Source organism: Haemophilus pittmaniae, from assembly GCF_900186995.1.
Classification (GTDB): Bacteria; Pseudomonadota; Gammaproteobacteria; order Enterobacterales; family Pasteurellaceae; genus Haemophilus_D; species Haemophilus_D pittmaniae.
The window spans coordinates 836,217-858,982 of sequence record NZ_LT906463.1 but is presented as its reverse complement, the minus strand read 5'-3'; the positions used below and the strand labels follow the sequence as shown (position 1 = coordinate 858,982).

The 22,766-nt window shown below is 44.9% G+C and carries 15 protein-coding genes; 11 read left to right on the top strand and 4 right to left on the bottom strand.

The window, feature by feature from the left end; translation table 11 throughout:
• Positions 1-5: 5 nt before the first annotated feature.
• The 3 genes from fbaA (at position 6) to CKV74_RS04295 (ending at position 3,437) form a co-directional block, all read left to right on the top strand.
• On the top strand, positions 6-1,085 hold the full coding sequence (gene fbaA / locus CKV74_RS04305) for a class II fructose-bisphosphate aldolase (protein ID WP_095176785.1): 1,080 nt from the start codon (positions 6-8) through the stop codon (positions 1,083-1,085).
• A gap of 74 nt (positions 1,086-1,159) precedes the next feature.
• The gene (locus CKV74_RS04300) at positions 1,160-2,425 is read left to right on the top strand and encodes an O-antigen ligase family protein (RefSeq protein WP_095176784.1); all 1,266 of its coding nucleotides are present in this window, start codon (positions 1,160-1,162) and stop codon (positions 2,423-2,425) included.
• Positions 2,403-3,437 (top strand): glycosyltransferase family 9 protein, encoded by a 1,035-nt coding sequence (locus tag CKV74_RS04295; protein WP_095176783.1) that lies wholly within the window; start codon positions 2,403-2,405, stop codon positions 3,435-3,437. The genes CKV74_RS04300 and CKV74_RS04295 overlap by 23 nt, the downstream gene beginning before the upstream one ends.
• On the opposite strand, the gene yczE is transcribed toward CKV74_RS04295, so the two are convergent.
• Positions 3,387-4,055: a membrane protein YczE gene (gene yczE, locus CKV74_RS04290; protein WP_039847794.1), complete on the bottom strand. Its 669-nt coding sequence runs from the start codon at positions 4,053-4,055 to the stop codon at positions 3,387-3,389. The two genes, CKV74_RS04295 and yczE, sit on opposite strands and share 51 nt — an antisense overlap.
• A 206-nt stretch (positions 4,056-4,261) precedes the next feature.
• Between yczE and CKV74_RS04285 the strand changes: the two genes are divergently transcribed.
• On the top strand, positions 4,262-5,803 hold the full coding sequence (locus CKV74_RS04285; protein WP_007242244.1) for a YjjI family glycine radical enzyme: 1,542 nt from the start codon (positions 4,262-4,264) through the stop codon (positions 5,801-5,803).
• 176 nt (positions 5,804-5,979) lie between these two features.
• On the opposite strand, the gene proS is transcribed toward CKV74_RS04285, so the two are convergent.
• Together proS and CKV74_RS04275 are read right to left on the bottom strand one after the other, a co-directional pair.
• On the bottom strand, positions 5,980-7,695 hold the full coding sequence (proS, locus tag CKV74_RS04280; RefSeq protein ID WP_007242243.1) for a proline--tRNA ligase: 1,716 nt from the start codon (positions 7,693-7,695) through the stop codon (positions 5,980-5,982).
• Positions 7,696-7,887: 192 nt separating this feature from the next.
• Entirely contained in the window at positions 7,888-8,940 is a 1,053-nt protein-coding gene (locus CKV74_RS04275; protein WP_007242176.1) for an extracellular solute-binding protein, read from the bottom strand.
• Between the two features lie 130 nt (positions 8,941-9,070).
• On the opposite strand from CKV74_RS04275, the gene CKV74_RS04270 reads away from it, so the two are divergent.
• Positions 9,071-10,363 (top strand): NAD(P)/FAD-dependent oxidoreductase, encoded by a 1,293-nt coding sequence (locus CKV74_RS04270; RefSeq protein WP_007242181.1) that lies wholly within the window; start codon positions 9,071-9,073, stop codon positions 10,361-10,363.
• A 336-nt stretch (positions 10,364-10,699) separates the two neighbouring features.
• Complete coding sequence (locus CKV74_RS04265) at positions 10,700-12,052, top strand: MFS transporter (protein ID WP_007242158.1); 1,353 nt, start codon at positions 10,700-10,702, stop codon at positions 12,050-12,052.
• Between the two features lie 63 nt (positions 12,053-12,115).
• Here the strand turns inward: CKV74_RS04265 and CKV74_RS04260 are convergent, their stop codons facing one another.
• Positions 12,116-13,258: an NADH-dependent flavin oxidoreductase gene (locus CKV74_RS04260; protein ID WP_095176781.1), complete on the bottom strand. Its 1,143-nt coding sequence runs from the start codon at positions 13,256-13,258 to the stop codon at positions 12,116-12,118.
• Between the two features lie 281 nt (positions 13,259-13,539).
• On the opposite strand from CKV74_RS04260, the gene CKV74_RS04255 reads away from it, so the two are divergent.
• The 5 genes from CKV74_RS04255 to torA all read left to right on the top strand — a co-directional run bounded on the left by CKV74_RS04255 (position 13,540) and on the right by torA (position 22,586).
• The gene (locus tag CKV74_RS04255; protein WP_007242187.1) at positions 13,540-16,035 is read left to right on the top strand and encodes a class I adenylate cyclase; all 2,496 of its coding nucleotides are present in this window, start codon (positions 13,540-13,542) and stop codon (positions 16,033-16,035) included.
• A gap of 98 nt (positions 16,036-16,133) precedes the next feature.
• Positions 16,134-16,985 carry a protease HtpX gene (gene htpX, locus CKV74_RS04250; RefSeq protein WP_095176780.1) on the top strand — a complete coding sequence of 284 codons (852 nt, stop codon included), beginning with the start codon at positions 16,134-16,136 and terminating at the stop codon, positions 16,983-16,985.
• Between the two features lie 258 nt (positions 16,986-17,243).
• Entirely contained in the window at positions 17,244-18,698 is a 1,455-nt protein-coding gene (locus tag CKV74_RS04245) for a DASS family sodium-coupled anion symporter (protein WP_095176779.1), read from the top strand.
• Between the two features lie 279 nt (positions 18,699-18,977).
• Positions 18,978-20,078 (top strand): NapC/NirT family cytochrome c, encoded by a 1,101-nt coding sequence (locus tag CKV74_RS04240; protein ID WP_095176778.1) that lies wholly within the window; start codon positions 18,978-18,980, stop codon positions 20,076-20,078.
• 30 nt (positions 20,079-20,108) lie between these two features.
• Positions 20,109-22,586, top strand: coding sequence for a trimethylamine-N-oxide reductase TorA (torA, locus tag CKV74_RS04235; protein WP_007242165.1), 2,478 nt, complete (start codon positions 20,109-20,111; stop codon positions 22,584-22,586).
• The last annotated feature ends 180 nt before the right edge of the window (positions 22,587-22,766 follow it).

Below are 22,766 nucleotides of genomic sequence, written 5' to 3'. Positions count from 1 at the left end.
CAACTATGGCTAAACTTTTAGATATCGTACAACCGGGCGTAGTGACCGGAGATGATGTGCAAAAAATCTTTGCTTATGCAAAAGAACATAGCTTTGCTATCCCGGCTGTAAACTGCGTAGGTTCCGACTCAGTCAACGCAGTATTGGAAACTGCTGCTCGTGTTAAAGCACCGGTAATCATCCAATTCTCTAACGGTGGTGCTTCTTTCTACGCAGGTAAAGGTATCAAGCCAACTAGTGGTCAACGTCCTGATGTACTTGGTGCAATCGCAGGTGCAAAACACGTTCATACACTAGCTAAAGAATACGGTGTACCAGTTATTCTTCATACTGACCACGCAGCGAAAAAATTACTTCCTTGGATCGATGGCTTACTTGAAGCGGGTGAAAAACACTTTGCAGAAACTGGCCGTCCATTATTCTCTTCTCACATGCTTGACTTATCTGAAGAGCCAATGGAAGAAAACATGGCAATCTGCCGTGAATACCTTGCACGTATGGACAAACTAGGTATGACCCTTGAAATCGAAATTGGTATCACTGGTGGTGAAGAGGACGGTGTGGATAACTCCGATGTCGATGAATCCCGTCTTTACACCCAACCATCTGATGTGCTTTATGTTTACGATCAATTAAACCCAGTAAGCCCTAACTTTACTGTTGCAGCTGCATTCGGTAACGTACATGGCGTATACAAACCGGGCAATGTAAAATTAAAACCGTCTATCTTAGGTGCTAGCCAAGAGTTCGTTGCCAAAGAACGTAATCTTCCGGCAAAACCGATCAACTTCGTATTCCACGGTGGTTCCGGCTCTTCTCGCGAAGAAATCCGCGAAGCTATTAGCTATGGTGCAATCAAAATGAACATTGATACTGATACTCAATGGGCTGCTTGGAATGGTATTTTAAGTTTCTATAAAGCAAACGAAGCATACCTACAAGGTCAATTAGGTAACCCTGAAGGCCCTGATGCACCAAACAAAAAATACTACGACCCACGTGTTTGGTTACGTAAAATGGAAGAGTCTATGTCTAAACGCTTAGAACAATCTTTCGAAGACTTGAATTGCGTAGATGTTTTATAATCGCTATAAAATTAGTTAGAATAAACCGCACTCTTTGGTGCGGTTTTTTTATCTCCAATTTTGGTGGTGGCCTTATGCAAATCAGCAAGCAAAATTTACTTCCTCTTGGCATTAATTTTGCCTTAGGATTTTTCTTTATATCTATCCTTGCAATTAAAGGCGGCTATAACATCTCTCCTTTTATTCTTATTTTTTTAGGTCTCGGATATTTCCTTTACGGACTTAAACAAAAATGGCAATGGTCATTATCATCACAAGACAAACTGTTCATTTATAGCTATTTACTGTACTTTTTACTGTTTGTGCTTTCCTTATTATTTAATGGTGGTAAAGGTCGTGAATTGGATAACCCAAGCCGCGTTTTACTATTGATTCCGGTTTTATTATTACTCCTGCGAATTCCCTTTAACCTCAAAATAATCATGATGGCTATCCCTTGTGGTGCAATTACGGCTGGTTTGGTCGCCGTATTCGATAAATTAGTATTACATAGCCCGGAAGCCTATGCTCCACGGATGATGCATATTCAGGCAGGCGATATTGCCATGTCCTTAGGTATGTTCAGTTTGCTATTGGCACTCTATGCTCAGCGCAAGCAATTAAAAATTCCAACGTTATTTTGTCTAGCATCGGCATTGATGGGGATGTTAGGTAGTTTTCTATCAACTGCTCGCGGCGGTTGGATAGGTTTACCTATTATTTTAGGCCTTATGCTGTGGATTTATCGTCAATCCCTTTCCCGCGGTTTCTTTATTGGTCTCATTGGCATCTTCGTACTGGGTGGTGCCGCCTTAAGTCAAATGCCGCAAAACCGTATTAGTGAACGTTTTACCAGCGCACAAGTAGAAATCGAACGTTATTGGCAACATCAAGATGGCTCCACTTCTGTGGGAGCCCGCTTTGATATGTGGAAAAGTGCCCTCTTAATGGCACAACAAAAACCAATTTTAGGTTGGGGCATTCAAGGTGCCGCAGAGGAACGGAAAAAAATGGCGGAACAAGGTATTATTAGCACCTATGCCGGTCAATTTGGGCATGCTCACAATCAATATTTAGATGATTTGTCGAAACGTGGAGTGCTAGGCTTATTCACCTTACTTGCTATCTTTTTCATCCCATTACGGGCATTTTGGCAACATACCCAAAATCCAAATCAAGAAGTGAAACTTTGCGCCGCTTTAGGCGTGGTTCATGTTATTTCGACTATGTGCTATTGCCTCAGCCAAGGTTTTTTCGCCCATAATTCCGGCAATATTTTTTATTTCTTTTTAACCGTAGTCTTCTACGCAGCGTTAAAAAATCAATTACAGGTTAGTCATGAAAATTCTCGTCATTCGTAACGATAAACTGGGCGATTTTGTGCAGGCATTTCCAGCCTTCGCCCAACTAAAAGCTGCCAACCCCGCAATTCAATTGACGGCATTAGTACCCGCTTATACCGCGCCCTTAGCACAAATTTGCCCTTTTTTAGATGACATTATTATCGATAGCAAAAAAGATGATAAAAATGACTTTAAACGTCTGCTAAAGGAAATAAAACAGCAAAAATTCGATGCAATGATAAGTTTTGTATCCGATGTGCATAATGCCAAAATTGCACTATTTGCAGGCATTCCTTATCGTTTAGCACCCGCGACTAAATTAATTCAATTTGTTTACAATCAACGTCTAACTCAACGCCGTTCACGTTCAGAAAAAGCCGAATTTGAATACAATCAGGATCTGGTCAGCCGCTTTCTTAAGGATCACAAGATCATCCCCGAAAGCAACCCTCAAGCGCCCTATCTTACCTTTGATAATGCCTTACTTGTCGAGCAAAAAAAGAAATTGGTACAACAATTAAAGCTTGATGAACAACAAAAATGGATCTTTGTCCACAGCGGTTCTGGCGGTTCTGCCACGAATTTATCGCTCAATCAATATGCAGCTCTGATTCAGGGATTATTGACCGAATTCAACTGTCAAGTGGTGCTGACCGCAGGACCAAACGAAAGTGCTCAAGCTCATCAATTGGCAGAGCTCATTAATCATGAAAACGTTCGAATTTATGACAAAAATGAAGGATTGGTCGATTTTGCCCACTCACTGGCTTGCGCCAATTTATTTATCGCCGGTTCGACCGGTCCATTGCATTTAAGCGGAGCCTTAAATATTCCGACGATTGGTTTTTATCCTAGCCGCCGTTCAGCGTTGCCAATTCGTTGGCGACCGATTAATGATGCGGAAAAACATATTGCATTTTGCCCGCCAAAAGGTAAGGAAACCCAGATGAATCTAGGCTTAATTGACATTCCACAAGCACTAAGACAAATTATCCCTTTCGTGCGAAAAATGTGGCAACTGGCCGATTAGCGTCAAACAAAATTGCACCACCCAACCAATGCAGGCGGCAAATAATAGGGTTCCCAAACCTACTGTGCCGCCTAATAAAAAACCGAGCAAGCAAACCGTCACTTCAATGGAGGTGCGCACCACACCGACTTTCCAATGAAAGCGCTGACAAATTCCCACCATCAAACCATCCCTTGGGCCTGAACCCAAATGGCAGGTCAAATATAATGCCGTGCCTAACCCATATAATAAAATGCCACTGGAGCAGAAAACCATTTGACTAAATAAGGTTGTCGGCGGCGATAGGGATTTAGTCGTCAATCCCAGAAAGAAGGCAATCACAATAACATTAAGCAAGGTGCCCAAACCGGGTTTTAACTGTAAGGGAAACCACGCCAGCATCACCAAAACACTGATAACTAAGGATGCCCACCCGATCCCCACGTCCATTTTTAACGCCAAACCTTGGGAAAGCACCGTCCAGGGAGCCGAGCCAAGATCGGCCAACACCAATAACCCCTCGCCAATGCCAAGGGTTGTCAATGCGAATAACAACACCCCAATCGTGGCAGGTCTCGCCGACCATAAGGAAGGAGCCGCCCATTCAGTATGGGGGATTACCCGTGTTTTTTTCATTATCGCCCTCTTTTTATTACTCTGAGCATCATACGGGAAAAAATATAAAAGTAAAAAATCGAAATGCCATAAGATATATTCAAATTTTCTTGCCCGTCTTTATTTCCTTAAACTGTGATCATCATCACTCTTTTTCAAATTGAGTTGGAGATGTTGATTGCATAGAATTACGCCCGTTATTCGTTACAGAAATGTCAAAGGAACAATCTATGCTCGCCTCCCTACAAGATATTCTCGATACCGTCAAATCCGACAAACTCACCTACCAACAAAAATCTATGCTACTGGGCAATATTGCCGAACGTCTTTTTGATCCCCGTGAATTATTAGATTATAGCGATGAAGAATGGCAATTTATCGAAAATCAAATGATCTGTGATCTCAATGAGGGTTATGCAATTTATCGCCCACGTTATATTCTGCCGGATTATCGCGTATACCTAGAAAAAGGTTGCCAATTTTTGGATTTACCGGTACCGAAGGATTTAGATGAGGTCTTGGATGGTTTATTAATTTTGTATAGCCATGTGCCTTCCATCACCACATTCCCAGTTTATATCGGCCGGCTGGATGAGCTTCTTGAACCTTTCATCGAAGATGAAGAAAGCGCCTATATCAAAATTAAACGCTTTTTAAATCATGTGGATAAAACCATTCCTGATTCTTTCTGCCATGCCGATATCGGGCCTTATGATACGCGAGCCGGTCGGCTGATTTTACGGGCAATTGTCGAGTTGGCCTCACCAACCCCCAATATGACGATTCGTTACGATAAACAAAAAACGCCTCGGGATTTTGCTGAATTGGCGGCTAAAGCCTGTTTGCAGGTATCCAAACCTTCCTTTGCCAACGATGCCTATTACATTCGCGATCTTGGCGAACAATACGGCATTGCCAGTTGCTACAATGCATTGCCGGAATGCGGCGGAGCCTATACGCTGACCCGTTTACGACTAGGCACCATTGGTCGTGCCTGTCAAACAACCGCCGAGATGGTTGAGGAATTATTGCCAAGAGTCGCTCGCTGTGCCCTTTCCACCATGGACAAGCGCCATCGTTTTTTAGTAGAACAAAGCCATTTCTTCGAGACTTCTTTTTTAGTCAAAGAAGGCTTTATCCAACGGCAAAATTTCACCTCTATGATCGCTATCGTCGGATTGGCCGATGCGGTCAACCATTTGCTTAAACAGGAAGGACTGACAGAAACCTTTGGCAAAAGTGTACGCGGAGATGAAATCGCTACTCTTATTATGGACAAACTGCAACAAATTACCGATGCCCATCCGGGGATTTATGTGGAACGTACCCACAATCGCTATTTATTACATGCACAAGTGGGTGCCAATAATCATCCGGAAGATAAGGCCAACGCTCCAGCGCACCGCATTCGGGTCGGCGAAGAACCAAGCCTACTTGCCCATTTGAAACAATCGGCTCCATTCCATCGTTATTTTCCGGCGGGTACCGGCGATTTATTTGCCTTCGACCAAACCTATCTTGAGCATCCAGATGCAATCGTCGATATCATTGATGGAGCCTTTGCCTGTGGTTATCGCTATATCACCACTTATTTGAAGAACACCGATTTAATTCGGGTTACCGGTTATTTAGTGAAAAAAAGTGAAGTAGCCAAATACCGCCAAGGAGAAGCAGTATTACGCGATACCACTTGGTACGGCTCAGGCACCGATGAATGCGCCGATGTATTTGATCGCAAATTACGGGATAAGACCGATTTGAATGATGCTTAAAACGCCCTATCACTTTCATGAGTTTTCGTAAAAACAACATATAACCCATTGATTTTATTGATGTTAACTTTAAAATCAAAAAATTATAGCATTGTTCAAAAGCGGTTCTTTCATTCTGGGGAAAACAAAAAAGCGCGTGACTTCACAGTCACGCGCTTGCTTTCCATATTGGTCAATTAGGCTTTTACTTGCGCTTTTAAAAACGCCAGTAAATCATCCTTGGCAATCATTTGTTTTTCGCCATTGCGACGATTCTTATATTCAATCTCGCCGTTAGCCAAATTTTTCTCACCAATTACCAGCATATGTGGCACGCCAATCAATTCCATATCAGCAAACATCACACCCGGACGTTCTTTACGATCATCAAAAATCACTTCCACGCCATCGGCCAATAGAGTTTGATATAACTCTTCCGCAAATTGTTGCACGCTTTCTGATTTATGCATATTCATCGGTACGATAGCCACGGTAAACGGAGCCATTTCATCACAAGGCCATACAATACCGCGCTCATCATGATGCTGTTCAATCGCTGCGGCCACAACACGGGTCACCCCAATACCGTAGCATCCCATGGTCATTACCATCGGACGGCCGTCTTCCCCTTGTACGGTGGCATTCATCGCTGCAGAATATTTATCTCCTAATTGGAAAATATGTCCTACTTCAATACCGCGTTTGATTAATAGGGTACCTTTACCATCCGGACTTGGATCACCTTCCACTACATTACGAATATCCGCGACTTTCGGCAATGCTACATCACGTTCCCAGTTGATATTGAAGTAATGTTTACCATCAATATTAGCACCTGCAGCGAAATCGGACATTAACGCCACACTACGATCTACGATCACCGGAATATCTAACTTCACCGGCCCGAGGGAACCTACACCGGCACCGATTTTAGCTTTAATTTGCGCTTCATCGGCAAATTCAAATGGCGAAGCGACTTCCGCTAATTTTTCTGCTTTCACTTCGTTGAGTTCATGATCTCCGCGCACAACTAACGCCACTAATGGTTGCTCTTCCGTTGCCCCTTTTACAATCAGAGTTTTCACGGTTTTTTCAATCGGTAGTGCAAACTGTTCCACTAATTCGGCAATGGTTTTGGCATGTGGTGTATCCACCAACTCCATGGCTTTGCTTGGTGCGGCACGCTCTCCGACAGCAACTGCTTCGGCCAATTCGATATTGGCTGCATAATCGGATTCAGTGGAGAAAATAACATCATCTTCACCACTATTCGCTAATACTTGGAATTCATGGGATGCACTACCACCGATTGAGCCGGTATCCGCTTGAACAGCACGGAAATCCAAACCTAAACGAGTAAAAATATTACTGTAGGTTTGATACATCACATCGTAGGTTTCTTGCAGACTGGCTTTGTCAGTATGGAACGAATAAGCATCTTTCATCACAAATTCACGGCTACGCATCACACCAAAGCGTGGACGCACTTCATCACGGAATTTGGTTTGGATTTGATAAAGATTTAAAGGTAATTGGCGATAAGAAGATACTTCGCGACGCACCAAATCGGTGATGACTTCTTCGTGGGTTGGCCCCAATACAAAATCGCGATTGCCACGATCCACAATACGTAATAATTCCGGGCCATATTGCTCCCAACGGCCGGATTCCTGCCATAATTCCGCCGGTTGCACCACCGGCATCTTAATTTCAATCGCACCGCTTTTATTCATTTCTTCGCGGATAATTTTTTCTACCTTTTGCAACACGCGCCAGCCGGTCGGCATCCAGTTATAAAGCCCAGAAGCTAACGGACGAATCATCCCCGCCCGTAACATTAATTGGTGACTAACAATAGCCGCTTCTGCCGGCGTTTCCTTCAGGGTAGAAAAAAGATATTTGCTTGTACGCATTGCTTTTGCCTTTTGTAATAAATTGACCAAAAAAATTGGCGGCGAGTATAGCAGAAAGGTACCGTTTTTTGAATTAATTAAAGGACGTTGCCCTGCGACATTCTGGATAGCAGAACAAAATTTTAAAAATACCCTTTCTTGAAAACAAAAAGTGCGGCCTATCGCCGCACTTTGATTCATCAACAAATCTAATTAATTATTGGTTTTCAACAAATTCCAATATTTTTCATAGATATCCACCGCAGAACCTACATCTCCCTGCATAATACCTTTAGCGACCTGCTCGGCCGGAGGGAAAAGCGTGGTGTTTTCAGCAATTTCCGGTGCAAGCAAGGCTTTTACGCCCTCATTAGCCATGGAGAAGCCCATTTTTTCAATAACGACTTTGGCGTTTTCCGGACGCAATAGGAAATCGATAAACTTCAATGCTGCTTGCGGGTTACGAGCATTTTTCGGAATTGCATAGTTATCCATCCAGAAAATCGCCCCTTCTTTCGGGTAAACAAATTGTAGATTTGGATTTTCTTTATGCCCCATGTAGGCAGAACCGTTCCACAACATACCTAACGCCACTTCCCCCTGTACAAAAGGCAGTTCCGGAGAATCTGAGTTGAAGGTCGCGACATTTGGCAGTAGCTTTAACAAACGCTCATAGGCGGCTTTGATATCGGCTTCCTCGGTACTATTTGGCGACTTACCATCGAGTAACAACGCAATATGGAACACTTCTCGGGAATCGCTGGTGAGCAATACTTTACCCTTATATTCCGGATTCCACAAATCGCCCCAGCTGGTCACTTTTGCCGGATCCACTTCATCGGCATTCACGCCAATACCGGTTAAGCCATAAATATAAGGTAATGAATATTGATTGTTGGGATCAAACTCCTTATTCAATAAATTGGCCGGAATCTGTTTAAAATTGGTCAATTTACTGTGATCAATGCCCTGCAACATATCTTCCTTGATCATTTTGTTCACATAGTAGCTGGACGGAAATACCAAATCATAACCTTCGCCGTTATTCAGCGTCAGTTTTAATTTAGCAAACATCTCTTCGTTGCTTTCAAAAGTGGAATAGATCACTTCGATGCCGGTCTCCTTGGTAAATTGGGCTACCAAATCGGAAGGAACATAGTCGGTCCAGTTGTAAACATAGATTTTTTCGGCGGCTGCCGTACCTGCAAAGAATGCGGTGGCGGAAAGGAATAAGGATTTGATTGTGCGGGTAAGGAATTTTTTCAATTTATTGACCTCCAGAGTCGATGGTTAACAATCATCGGCAGTATAGCAATCGGGGGGGTATTTGCAAAGGATTTGACATATTTTATCCAGGGGGTAAGATTTCGACAATTTTCACAGCTGTTAAACCATAATGTTAGAATTTTCCCATCAAGAACACGTCAAATCCTATTACTTTGATTCCCGCAATCAAAACCTACAACAACCAGCCCTAAGCCAATCCGAAGAAACCGATGTTTGCATTGTCGGTGCCGGTTTTTTCGGACTATCTGCCGCCTTAGAATTAGCGGAAAAAGGCAAACGGGTTATTGTGTTGGAAGGCGCACGTATCGGCTTTGGTGCCTCAGGACGTAGTGGTGGCCAGGCGATCAACGGTTTTGAAGACGGCATCGATGAATATATTGAGCTACTCGGCGAAGAAAATGCCCGTAAGTTATGGGAAATGTCGTTGGAAGCCATTGATATTATTGACGAGCGGATCGCTAAATACGCTATTCAATGTGACTGGAAAAAAGGCTATGCGACCTTAGCACTCAATGAGCGCCGCATGGAAGATCTAGTTGCTATCGAACAAGCCAGTCTGCGATTAGGTTATCAACATATGCAATTATGGGATAAAGCCCAATTACAGCGCCATTTGGGCAGTGAAATCTATGTGGGTGGGCTATATGACAGCAATTCCGGCCATCTACATCCACTCAATTATTGCTTAGGTTTAGCGAAAGCCTGTTTGGATCTCGGCGTGCAAATTTATGAGCAATCACCGGTCATTGATATGCGTGAAACCGATGGTATCGTTGAGCTACAAACCGATCAGGCGAAAGTCCGTGCAAAGGATGTGATTCTTGCCACCAACGCCTATATTGATGTATTGCCAAAATCTATTCACCACGGTATCAACCGCAAAATTCTGCCGGTAGAGAGCTTTATCATTGCCACCGAGCCTCTTCCGCAAGCGCTTGCCGATTCCGTCATTAATAACGGTATGTCGGTGTGTGATAACAATATTCTGCTCGATTACTATCGTCTCAGCGCAGACAATCGCCTGCTGTTTGGTAGCGATTCCAGCTCCGATAAAAATATGGTGAATATCATGCGTGCGAATATGCTACATGTGTTCCCACAATTGGAAGCAGTAAAAATCGACTACGGCTGGGCCGGTCCAATTGATATGACACTCAATTCTGCCCCACATTTTGGGCGTATTTCTCCGCATATCTATTTTGCCCATGGCTATTCCGGTCACGGTGTGGCGCTTACCGGCCTGGCCGGACGAATTGTCGCCGAGGCCATTTTAGGTGACGACCATCGTTTAGCTATTTTTGAACAGCTCAAGGTTCCAACATTCTACGGTGGCCGTCTGATGAAAAAATTTGCAACTAAAATCGGCGTGCAATACTACAAATTCCTCGATAAGTACCGTTAATCCACATAAACAGGCGCGCCCCCTAAAACCAGTGCACCTGTTTTTTATCCGCAACACCAATTTTTAAGTCAACCATAATAAAATCAATAACTTAGGTATTGTTTTAGGAAAAACGCATTAAATCCATTGGGCGTTTATCCCACAACCAACCCGCCTTTTTCCCCTTGCTAAAACCGACAGTTTTATCACTATTTTTCCCCGATTGCGCCTCGAAAAAAATTTTATTTTTGTATGGTAATACCTGTAAATCGTTGACTCATTTCATTTTTTCTTTATAGTGTGGCGGCTTTTTTCACTTAAAAAAGTATTGTTATTATTAATCTAAAGGATCAGCACATGATTTCATTTCTTAAATCCAATCCTGGCACACCGGTGCCGGATGCGGAAGTCAGAGCACGTTATAATCGTTTAAGATGGCATGCTTTATTCGGTATTTTTATTGGTTACGCGGCATTCTATATTCTGCGCAACAACTTCCTTCTTTCTTCTCCTGAACTGATCAGCGAATACGGTTTTAGTAAAAAAGACATCGGCTTTATTTCCGGTGCGATGTTAATCGTTTACGGTTTAAGTAAAGGTTTTATGTCTGCAATGGCAGATAAATCTAACCCGAAACACTTTATGATTTTCGGTTTACTCATGTCCGCTATCGTGAACTTGATGATGGGCTTTAGCGCCTCCTTCTGGGCGTTCTTATTCCTTTGCCTACTCAACGGGATTTTCCAAGGCATGGGCGTTGGTCCCGCCTATATCGTATTGGCAAACTGGTTCCCGCGTAAATCCCGCGGCGTGACTACCGCATTCTTTAATATTTCACATAACGTGGGCGGTGGCTTAGTTGCACCAATTGCCGGTGCGAGTATCGCTTGGCTTGGTCAAGAACATTGGCAAGCAGCACACTTCATCATACCAACCGCAATTGCAGCAATTGTTGCGTTGATTTTCTATATCATCGGAGTTGGCCGTACCTACAATGAAGGTTTACCACCGATGTCCAAAATCTTGGAAAATGAACAGGATGAATTGGTTGTTACTAAAGACGAAAATATCAATTTAAGCTCTTGGGAAATCTTCCGTGATTACATTCTGAAAGATATCAACGTCTGGTTCGTATCTTTCATCGATGTATTTACCTATATGATCCGCTTCGGTGTATTAACCTGGTTACCACTATACCTATTAGAAACCAAAGGCTTCACCAAAGCCCAAATGGGTACTGCATTTGCCATCTTCGAATGGGCCGCAATTCCTTCGACTCTATTAGCCGGTTGGTTAACCGATACCTATTTCAAAGGACGTCGTATGCCACTTGCCATCATCACCCTATTCGGCGTTGGCGCAGCGATGTTCGTATACTGGAATGGTACAGATTTATTAACCGTGACCATCGGTGCAGGAATTATCGGCTGCTTAATCTATGTACCGATGTTCCTTTCTTCGCTACAAACCATTGAGCTTGTACCTTCCTTTGCAGCGGGTTCGGCAACCGGTCTACGCGGTTTACTTAGCTACTTGTTAGGGAGTTTCTCCGGTACCGCATTATTTGGTATTTTGGCCGAAAAATTTGGTTGGGATGCCGGTTTCTACCTCTTATTATTTGCGGTAGCTGGCTGTATCTTCTGTTGTTACATGACCCACTTGGGCGTATTGCGTTTAGAGCGCAAAAAACAACTGGCCGCAGAACAATAATCGCGTGCTAAATAATTGAAACATAAAAACTAAAAACGCCTGCAATTGCAGGCGTTTTTTATTTTAGCGATCCAAAATTTGGGGCTCTTGTCCCAAGAGTGGCGGCAACCAGGCTTGCGTACCGCTGATGGTAAAATGCCATAACAAATCCGGCAACCCATAATGATCTGCCCGTTGCGGATCAATCTCGCGAGCAATATCAGCACACTCACCTCGAAGAATCTGGCCGGCAATATTCGGATTTATCATCACCGTTTTCCCCAACGCAATAAATTCCGCCCAACCGGTATTAAAAGCCGCTAAGATTTCATCCGGTAAATACAGATTCCCCACACCAATCAATGGCAGTTTGCCCCCAATGCGTTGATGAATCAGTTGCATGCGGTAAGCCTGAGTATCGGCTCCGCGGCGGGCTTTTTTATAGAAATCCCATAGAGAAACATGCAGATACTGCAACGGTTTAGCCGTTAATGCATCCAACAATACAAAAGTATCCTGCATGGTCAGCCCGGCTTCTTCCGGTTCCTCCGGTGAGAAACGATAGCCGACAATAAATTGTTCGGCCTGATGTTGCGCCTTAACCGCTAACACCGCATCCACCACGGCCAATGGAAAGCGCAGGCGTTTTTCACGTGAACCGCCCCATTCATCGGTACGGCGATTAGAATGGCCGGAATAAAATTGTTGAATTAAATAATTATTCGCACCGTGAATTTCCACACCGTCAAAGCCGGCACGAATCGCTAAATCCGTCGCATGACCAAAGGCTGCAATTAAGGATTGCACTTCATCTGCGGTAGCCGCACGAGTGCCACTGGCTTCATCGGCACTGGCTGAGATTTTATCCCGGCCATTTAATAACTCGGTAATTGCCTGCTTACCGCCATGATGAATTTGCAAAATAGCCTTCGCTCCTTGCGCTTTAATCAGCGCGGCAGTTTCTGTCAATGAGGCCAATTGGCTTTCATGAATAGCTTCAGGCTGACCATGGAAAGCCTTACCTCCATCTTGCACTAAGGTCGCTGCCAAAATAAACATGCCCATATCACCCGCACGATTGCCAATAAAAATACGTTCCTGCGCACCTAAGGTACCATCTGCATTGGAGCCAAAATGAGTCATCGGCGCCACCACCAAACGATTTTTCAAGGTCACGCCGTTATTTAATTGATATTCCTGAAATAAAGGGGCAAATTTTGCATCCATCGTACTTTCCTCACTAAAAAATGCCCCTTAATATGGGGCGTTCACTAAATTAAAAAGCATGGTAGCAAAAAAAATCCACAAGGCAAAAGCGCTAAAAATCGCTGCTATTTTCAGCACATAACCATAATTTTTTTACGCTTTTAAGCCAGCTCTAATAAAATCAATGACTTAGCATGCATTTTCAGTAAAAAGTTGATTTTCACAGGGGCGTTTGCGCTTTGCTTTATCATGGCCCAAGTGGTAGCATAGCGGCCTGTTTTATGTCGTATAGGTAGGATACCGTGCTCAATGATCTCGCTCTCGCCAAACAACGTGTTGCCACATTAGATCGGCGACGGCTGGATCGAGCCTTATTAGGTGCGGATGATGCCTGGCGTCATGTGCTTTCCTTGCTCCCCTTAATTTTTCATTTCAATCAGCCGAACCTCACCGGTTTTGTGGCTGGGGCGCCTTGTGGCGTGGCTGATTTCTCGCTATCTGATTATCAAAAGAATTATCTCAAGGAACAGGCGATCCCGCTTTTCTGCAGTAATGACCATAAAGCCCCCGCCTTACTCGGTATTTATGTGATGGGCAGTTTTGGTTCGGTGAGCCAAAGCCGCGCATCGGATTTGGACATTTGGCTGTGCCATGATAGCGCTCTTAATATTGCTCAATTGGCCTTATTGCAGCAAAAAGCCGATGCGGTCAGTGCATGGGCGCAAACCTTCGGAGTGGACATACATTTCTATTTAATGGAGCAACAACGTTTCCGTAATGAACGTTATAGCGAACCCCTGACTATCGATAACAGCGGTTCAGCACAATATATGCTGTTGCTCGATGAATTTTACCGTTCTGCTGTGCGACTGGCAGGCAAACCATTATTGTGGCTACATCTTTGGGTGGACGAAAGTCAATACGATTTGGAAGTCACGCGACTAATTCAAAATGGTGAAATCGATCCCGCCGATTGGGTGGATTTTGGTGGTCTCGGACGCTTTTCCGCCGACGAATATTTCGGTGCCGGCTTATGGCAACTGTATAAAGGAATCGACTCGCCCTACAAATCTGTACTCAAAATTTTGTTATTGGAAGTGTATGCCGGTGAATATCCACATACCCAATTAATTGCGGCTCAATTTAAAGCGGACTTAGCCGCCGGCCATTTATCGGCTTCCCATCACTTTGATCCCTATGTGGCGATTATGGCGAAGGTCTCCAATTATTTAAGCGCACTTGGACAGTTTAAGCGCTTAGATTTTATTCGTCGCTGTTTCTACGCTAAAACTATGGAAGATCTCACCCTTTATCAAGCTGACAATTGGCGTATTGATTACATGAAAGTGCTTGCCCACGATTGGGGATGGTCGGATGAAACCATCGATGAACTCAATTCACGGCCTTGTTGGAAACTGAAACGGGTCAAGGAAAGCCACGAAAACATCATTAAGTTTTTATTAATGAGCTATCGCCAATTGGTGAAATTTGCCCGCAAGCAAAAGCTACATTCACGAGTTATTCCGCAGGACATGAATGTACTGTCGCGCAAACTTTACACCGCCTTTGAAGAATTACCGGGTAAGGTGACATTATTAAACACCCAAATCTCGCATAATTTAGCAGAAGAGGATTTAACCTTTATCGAGGTACGTGGCAATAAATCCTTCAAAGATGGCTGGTATATGATCAATCACCCCCCTCATCACATTATGTTTTCCCGCGATCGCGTGATCGAATATGGCGAGACGCTCAATAAGTTGGTGACTTGGGCCTATTTTAATCACTTATTGGATGCCGATACGCAACTGCATCTTTATAGTAAAACCTTAGATTTAGCGACACTACGAAGCTTTGCCCGTGATTTACGGTTGTCTCTGCCACAAACCTGCAATAACGAGCAAAGTAATCAGCAGGCGGTAAATTTGCTCTCGCAATGCGAAATTCGTCATCTATTTGTGGCCATCAATCTCACCCGAGATCCTACGGCACGAATTGAAGAATTGAAAAACGTGCTTTCACCAAGCGATTTATTTAGTTTCGGTACGAGCCAACAAAGCTTGGTGGGCAGCATTGATTTCACCTATCGCAACGTGTGGAACGAAGTACGCACCCTACATTTTGAGGGGCAAAATGCGATTTTGTTAGCACTTAAGGTGCTTTCTAACAAAATTTATCGCGGCACGCAGCCCCCTCAGGTGCAGATTTTTTGTTATAGCCGCCACTATACCAAGGCATTACGTAAATTGGTGGAAGCCCTCATCGAGCGTTGTATCAGCATTCAGATGGGCGATCGCCAATCGGCGCCGATGCCCAAATTGCGCGTAGCCGGGAAAAACTGGCAATTTTTCTTTGAAGAACGCGGTATTAGCTTGCGTGAAGCGGATAATGAAAGCGGTCTCAATTTTGACGAGATTCTGGAAAACGCGGTGGCTGAAGACAATCTGCCCGAGGAACATAAGCAATATCCGTCGCAAATTGATGCCTTTGCCAGCGAAGGATTCCTACAATTTTTCTTTGAACACAATGTTGAAGGTGGTTTTAACGTATATATTCTAGACGAAGCCAATCATTTAGAAATTTATCGTAACTGCGAGGGTTCTGAAGATGATAAAGTGCGTGAAATCAACCATTTATATCAAACTGCCGAGCATAACTGCAGCAACAATCCTTATAATATCGTGCAGAAGAATTTCAACTATCCACAATTCTATCAATTGCACAAACAGGGCGATAATGTGCAAATCATCCCGTTCCGCTTTCAAAACCAACGCTTTAATAGCGTGATGCCGGATTAACCGCAATTCAAATAGTTTTGGGCAGACCTTGATTTTTGCCCAAACATCCCAATTTATGTCTCGTTTACCGACTCTCTCTAATTAAAGGAACATTTTTTATGATGCGAATCGTACTTTTCTTAGCAACCAACTTTGCTGTGCTCTTGGTGTTAGGGCTAATCTTGAACATCACCGGCATTGCCGGCAACAGCACTAGCGGCATTTTAATTATGGCGTTGCTATTCGGTTTTGCGGGCTCATTAATTTCATTATTTTTATCCAAAACCATGGCGTTACGCTCGGTTGGCGCTGAGGTGATCAGTACACCGAGTAATGAGGCGGAACGTTGGTTGGTGGCGACCGTACAGCGTCAAGCTGCGCAAGCCGGCATTCCAATGCCGGAAGTGGCAATTTATTATTCCGACGATGCCAATGCCTTTGCGACCGGTGCCACCAAAAGCAACTCTTTGGTAGCAGTGAGTAGCGGGTTATTAAATGCGATGAATCAAGATGAAGCAGAAGCCGTATTAGCTCATGAAGTATCCCATATCGCTAACGGCGACATGGTTACTATGACGCTGCTACAGGGCGTACTTAATACCTTCGTGATTTTCCTCTCGCGGGTGATTGCCTCCGTGGCCGCCAGCTCACGCAATAGCAACGGTGAAGAAAGTCAAAGCTCCGGCATTTATTTCTTGGTATCCATGGTGTTGGAAGTCATTTTCGGTATTCTTGCCAGCATTATCGCCATGTGGTTCTCGCGCTATCGTGAATACCGTGCCGATGCCGGTTCTGCCAACTTAGTCGGCAAACACAAAATGATTGCAGCTTTACAACGTTTACAGCAATTACATGAGCCTCAAAATCTGGAAGGCTCGTTGAATGCCTTTATGATTAACGGCAAGCGTAGCGAACTCTTTATGAGCCATCCTCCGTTAGAAAAACGCATTGAAGCATTACGCAACCTCTAATCAAAAACGATCGCTTAGGCGGTCGTTTTTTATTCCTACCAAAAGACTTTCCACAAACGCCCCACCAAAAATCGGAGTTTTCCTCAAAATCAAGTATAAGTCATTGATTTTATTATAGGTGGCTGAAAAATTGATTGTTGATTATTTTTTGATCTACAGCATACTCAAAGGCCATTGATAGTGATATTCTTTGCGGCGTTTAATGGATTAACCCCCCCCTTATGGATATCCCGTTTTTTCACTTATTTTGGAGTTCCTATGGAAAGCAAAATACCCGCCGTTGAGGTCAAACTCAATTTTAAATGGCAAGGCTTGCTGATTGCCGTTGCTATCGGCCTACTGATTTGGGCCATTCCAACCCCTGAAGGCTTATCTGCCCGTGCTTGGGGGATGCTGGCGTTATTCGTTGCCACCATTGTTGCCATTATTGCCAAAGCCATGCCAATGGGTGCAGCAACGTTAGTGGCGCTAGTAATTAGTGGCCTCACCGGCCTCACCCCAATTAGTCCAAAACAGGGCGAAGTGGGCATGTTGTCCGGCTTTGCCAACAGTACCATTTGGCTAATCGCGATTGCTATGTTCTTATCCCGTGCGGTAATTAAAACCGGTCTTGGCAAACGTATTGCGCTGTACTTCGTGGCTCGCTTTGGGAAAAAAATGATGGGCGTTGCCTACGGTATGGCATTGGCCGATGTGGTCATCGGTCCGGGCATTCCATCTGCCTCTGCTCGTGGCGGCGGCATTATGTATCCGATCATGCAATCGATTGCCGATGCCTATGAATCTAAACCGGGTCCGACTGCCCGTCGTGCCGGTGCATTCTTGGCAATAGCCGTATCACAAATCGATACCATCATTTGTACGATGTTCCTCACCGCGATGGCTGGTAACCCGTTAGTCGCCGAATTAGCCAATCAACAAGGTGTGCAAATCACTTGGATGACTTGGTTCTTAGGTGCCATTATTCCGGGTATCGTGAGCTTAATCGTGTTGCCATATTTCGTATATTTAATCTATCCACCGGAATTAAAAGACACACCGAAAATGGCTGAAATGGCCCGTGAAGAATTAAAAAATATGGGCCCGATGAGTACCGCTGAATGGATTTTAGCTTTAGATTTCGTGCTATTACTCTTCCTCTGGACGGTGGGTGATTTGGTATTCCACATCTCTGCAACGGTTTCTGCCTTTATCGGTTTGGTCATTTTATTATTGACCAACATTATGAGCTGGAAAAATATCGTTTCCGAAACTACGGCTTGGGATACCATGTTCTGGTTTGCGGTATTGGTAATGATGGCCAATGCATTGAATAAATACGGTGCGATCACTTGGATCTCAGGACATATTTCCAGTTCCGTTGGCGCCTTCAGTTGGCCGGTAGCCTTCTCAATTTTAGTATTGGTGTATTTCTATACCCGTTACTTCTTTGCCTCGGCAATGGCACATATTTCCGCGATGTATCTGGCCTTCTTAGCGGCAGCCATTGCGGTCGGCACACCGCCAATGATTGCGGCAATCGGTCTTGGCTACACTTCCACCCTTTCTATGAGCTTAACCCAGTATGCGGGCGGCCCGGGGCCAGCATTATTCGGCTCCGGTTATAACTCCACCGGTCAATGGTGGGGCGTCAGCTTCTTGGTCTCGATTGTCTCTCTCATCATCTGGTTCGGTGTAGGTGGGCTTTGGATGAAGATGTTAGGCTGGTGGTAAGCATTTCAAACCAACACTAATAAAATCAATGACTTAGAGTTGATTTTAGCAAAAACTTTACTTTTCAAAGGGGCGTTTACCGATGGGCTGGCCCCTTTCGTTTTATCCTCGGTAGGCAATTACCCGGAAAATTATCTGCGTAGCACCATTTCTCACCTATTTTTCTTCCCGCCGGCTTTGACCAAGATCATAGCACCTCTTTCCTACTCCCCTTAGAATAGCCTACACCTTTTAAGGTATATTCTATCTATTATTTTAATTTTTTGTGGGGGACGGCTTATGTCAAAAAAAGCCAAACTAATCTCTGCGCTCTGTCTTATGGGCGTGGGTACCTTAGCTCTGTGGGGCGTACAGGGCGTAATGCATAAAACCAGCTCGCCGGAATTCTGTGCCAGCTGCCATTCTATGAGTTATCCGCAACAGGAATGGGAAGGATCTAGCCATTTCGCCAATGCCAAAGGTATCCGTGCCGAATGTAGCGATTGCCATATTCCAAACGAAGGTTGGCATTATGTGAAAGCTAAAGTCACCGCACTAAAAGATCTGTATTTCGAAGCGGTCGGTAAAATCGATGATAAAGCCAAATATGAATCCCATCGTGCGGAAATGGCACAACGGGTATGGGATGATATGCAAGCCAATGATTCGGAAACCTGCCGTAGCTGCCATAGTTTTGATGCGATGGAGCTTTCCCAACAAAGCAAATTAGCCAAACAAACCCATACCGACGCCAAAGCCAACGGTCAAACCTGTATCGATTGCCACAAGGGCATCGTACATTTCTTGCCTGAGCAACAACATCAAGGTTCTAACCAATCCAGCGCACCGCAAGGGAATGGCCTCGCGACCGCAACTGCTCAAGCCTTCGCCGTAGAAATGCAAAAAGGCCATGACAAACAGGGCGCCGAAGTCCGTTTAATGCCATTTGCTGAGCTTAATGAAGTGAAAATCAATGGCGACATGGTACAGGGTGTCTTACAAGGCTGGCAGCAAGCCGGTGCCGACTCGGTGGTATATGCGGAGCTTGGTAAACGGATTACCGTGGCGCTCGTTGATGATGAAGCATTCCGCCACGCTCAAGTGGTACAAACCAAACACGATGATGTGACCGATGCCGACTGGCGCGAAGTGCGTTTTGACGTCAGCTTACCGGCCGTCAAGGTAACCAACGATCTCACTACATTAAATCACTACGGCAGCCAATTAAATCAAAACAATTGTAGCGGTTGCCATGCGGCGATTAGCGCTGACCACTATACCGCCAACCAATGGCTCGGCGTGGTGAACTCCATGAAAGATCGTACCTCCATGAGCAAAGATGAAGTGCGTGCCTTAACCATTTATTTGCAACGCAATGCCAAAGATATGGCAAAACAATAATAATGACTGACTATCTAAAACGAGGCTGAAATGAAAAACAATAAAGTGAATAAACAACGCCGTGATTTTCTGAAAAAAACATCCCTTGGCGTGGCCGGTGCTTCCTTAACCGGTGGCATGACGGGCATGCTGACCCAACCGGCAATGGCTGTCGAAGCGAATTTAACAACCGTTGTTACCGCTGCCCACTGGGGGCCAATTGGTGTGGTTGTGCAAGATGGTAAAGCAGTGAAATCCGGGCCGGCCATGCAACCGGCTATCGTCAACGAATTACAAAGCGTCGTACCGGATCAATTGTATAGTGAAACCCGTGTGAAATATCCGATGGTGCGCAAAGGCTTCTTAGCGAATCCTGGCAACAGCGATACCAGCATGCGGGGGCATGATGAATGGGTTCGAGTCTCTTGGGATGAAGCCTTAGATCTGGTGCATAATCAATTGCAACGGGTACGTGATAAACACGGCTCAAGCGGCATTTTCGCCGGTTCTTATGGTTGGTTTAGTTGCGGTGTATTGCATGCTTCCCGCACCCTACTACAACGCTATATGAACGCTACCGGTGGCTTTGTTGGCCACAAGGGCGACTATTCCACCGGCGCGGCACAGGTCATTATGCCACACGTCCTCGGCACCATTGAGGTGTACGAACAACAAACCAGCTGGGATGATGTGATAGCTAATAGCGATATTATCGTATTATGGGGCGCTAATCCGCTCACCACCATGCGTATCGCTTGGACTTCGACCGACCAAAAAGGCATCGAATATTTCAAAAAATTCCAAGCTACCGGTAAACGCATTATTTGTATTGACCCACAACGTAGCGAAAGTGCGCAAATGTTGAATGCCGAATGGCTCCCGATCAACACTGCAACCGATGTGCCGTTAATGTTGGGAATTGCCCACACCTTGGTGAGTGAAGGAAAACACGATAAAGAGTTCCTCAAAAAATACACCAAAGGTTATGAAATCTTTGAGGAATATTTGCTAGGCAAAAGTGATGGTCAACCGAAAACCGCACAATGGGCGGCGGATATTTGCGGCATACCGGCAGCCACCATTAAACAATTAGCGGCTGATTTTTCCAAAAATCGTACCATGCTGATGGGCGGCTGGGGGATGCAACGTCAACGCCACGGCGAACAAAGCCATTGGATGTTGGTCACCTTAGCGGCAATGCTCGGCCAAATCGGCCTACCGGGCGGAGGTTTCGGCTTAAGTTACCATTATTCTAACGGTGGCGTACCGACGGCAACCGGTGGTACCTTGGGTTCTATCACCGCCAATCCGGGAGTTGCGGCAGGCGCGAAAACCTGGTTGGATGATACCTCAAAAGTAGCCTTCCCATTGGCGCGCATTGCCGATGTATTGTTACATCCGGGCAAAACCATTGATTATAACGGTTCACAAATTACCTATCCGGATATCAAGGCCGTGTACTGGGCGGGCGGTAATCCATTTGTGCATCACCAAGATACTAATACCTTGGTAAAAGCCTTCCAACGTCCGGATGTGGTTATCGTCAATGAAGTGAACTGGACCCCAACAGCGCGTATGGCGGATATCGTATTACCGGCGACTACTAGCTATGAACGTAATGACCTAACCATGTCGGGCGATTATTCCAACCTGAATATTTTCCCGATGAAACAGGTAGTACCGCCACAATTCGAAGCAAAAAATGACTACGATATTTTTGCCGAGTTGGCAAAACGTGCGGGGGTTGAAGAACAATTTACTGAAGGCAAAACCGAAATGGAATGGTTGGAAGAGTTTTATCAAACCGCCTTCACCACCGCCCGTAACAATCGGGTGGCGATGCCGCGCTTTGAGAAATTCTGGGCAGCCAACCAACCGCTTACCTTTGAAACCGGTGAGGCTGCACGTAAATGGATTCGTTATGGCGAATTCCGCGAAGATCCATTGCTCAATCCATTAGGTACGCCATCGGGCAAAATCGAGATTTTCTCTGATGTTATCGCCAAAATGCACTACGACGACTGCAAAGGCCATCCAAGCTGGATGGAGCCGGAGGAATATGCTGGTAATGTCACTCCGGAATATCCATTAGCCTTGGTGACCCCGCACCCGTATTACCGCTTGCACAGCCAATTAGCACACACCTCATTGCGTCAAAAATACGCAGTACAGGATCGCGAGCCGGTGATGATCCATCCGGCAGATGCCAAAGTGCGCGGTATTCAAGATGGTGATATCGTGCGTATCGAAAGTCCGCGAGGTCAAGTGTTGGCCGGTGCAGTGGTCACCGAGAACGTAATCCAAGGTACCGTCGCCCTACATGAAGGCGCCTGGTACGATCCGTTGGATTTAGGCAAGAGTGCCAAACCGCTCTGTAAAAACGGCTGCCCGAACGTACTGACCCGCGATGAAGGCACTTCTAAACTGGCACAGGGCAACTCACCAAACACCTGCATCGTGCAAGTCGAAAAATTTGTAGGTAAAGCACCGGAAGTGACGGTCTTTAAACAACCTAAACATGCAGCCTAAGTGCTCATTCCAAGACCGCGTAGCAACGCGGTCTTATTTTTTAGCTTTTTTGCCAAAACAAAACGTAACCCATTGATTTTATTAATATTGATTTTAAAACCCGATATCGCATCAATCCCCCTGCCGCAATTCCTGAAAAAAGGCTTCAGTATTCATAACTTTTTTCTATATCAAATAACT

Bases quoted from the DNA above. Each gene is read 5' to 3' on its own strand.
- CKV74_RS04260 (WP_095176781.1), bottom strand. From the start codon at position 13,258: ATGGATGCAAAATTTGCCCCTTTATTTCAGGAATATCAATTAAATAAC.
- fbaA (WP_095176785.1), top strand. From the start codon at position 6: ATGGCTAAACTTTTAGATATCGTACAACCGGGCGTAGTGACCGGAGAT.
- CKV74_RS04240 (WP_095176778.1), top strand. From the start codon at position 18,978: ATGTCAAAAAAAGCCAAACTAATCTCTGCGCTCTGTCTTATGGGCGTG.
- CKV74_RS04270 (WP_007242181.1), top strand. From the start codon at position 9,071: ATGTTAGAATTTTCCCATCAAGAACACGTCAAATCCTATTACTTTGAT.
- CKV74_RS04300 (WP_095176784.1), top strand. From the start codon at position 1,160: ATGCAAATCAGCAAGCAAAATTTACTTCCTCTTGGCATTAATTTTGCC.
- CKV74_RS04295 (WP_095176783.1), top strand. From the start codon at position 2,403: ATGAAAATTCTCGTCATTCGTAACGATAAACTGGGCGATTTTGTGCAG.
- CKV74_RS04285 (WP_007242244.1), top strand. From the start codon at position 4,262: ATGCTCGCCTCCCTACAAGATATTCTCGATACCGTCAAATCCGACAAA.
- htpX (WP_095176780.1), top strand. From the start codon at position 16,134: ATGATGCGAATCGTACTTTTCTTAGCAACCAACTTTGCTGTGCTCTTG.
- CKV74_RS04245 (WP_095176779.1), top strand. From the start codon at position 17,244: ATGGAAAGCAAAATACCCGCCGTTGAGGTCAAACTCAATTTTAAATGG.
- torA (WP_007242165.1), top strand. From the start codon at position 20,109: ATGAAAAACAATAAAGTGAATAAACAACGCCGTGATTTTCTGAAAAAA.
- proS (WP_007242243.1), bottom strand. From the start codon at position 7,695: ATGCGTACAAGCAAATATCTTTTTTCTACCCTGAAGGAAACGCCGGCA.
- CKV74_RS04265 (WP_007242158.1), top strand. From the start codon at position 10,700: ATGATTTCATTTCTTAAATCCAATCCTGGCACACCGGTGCCGGATGCG.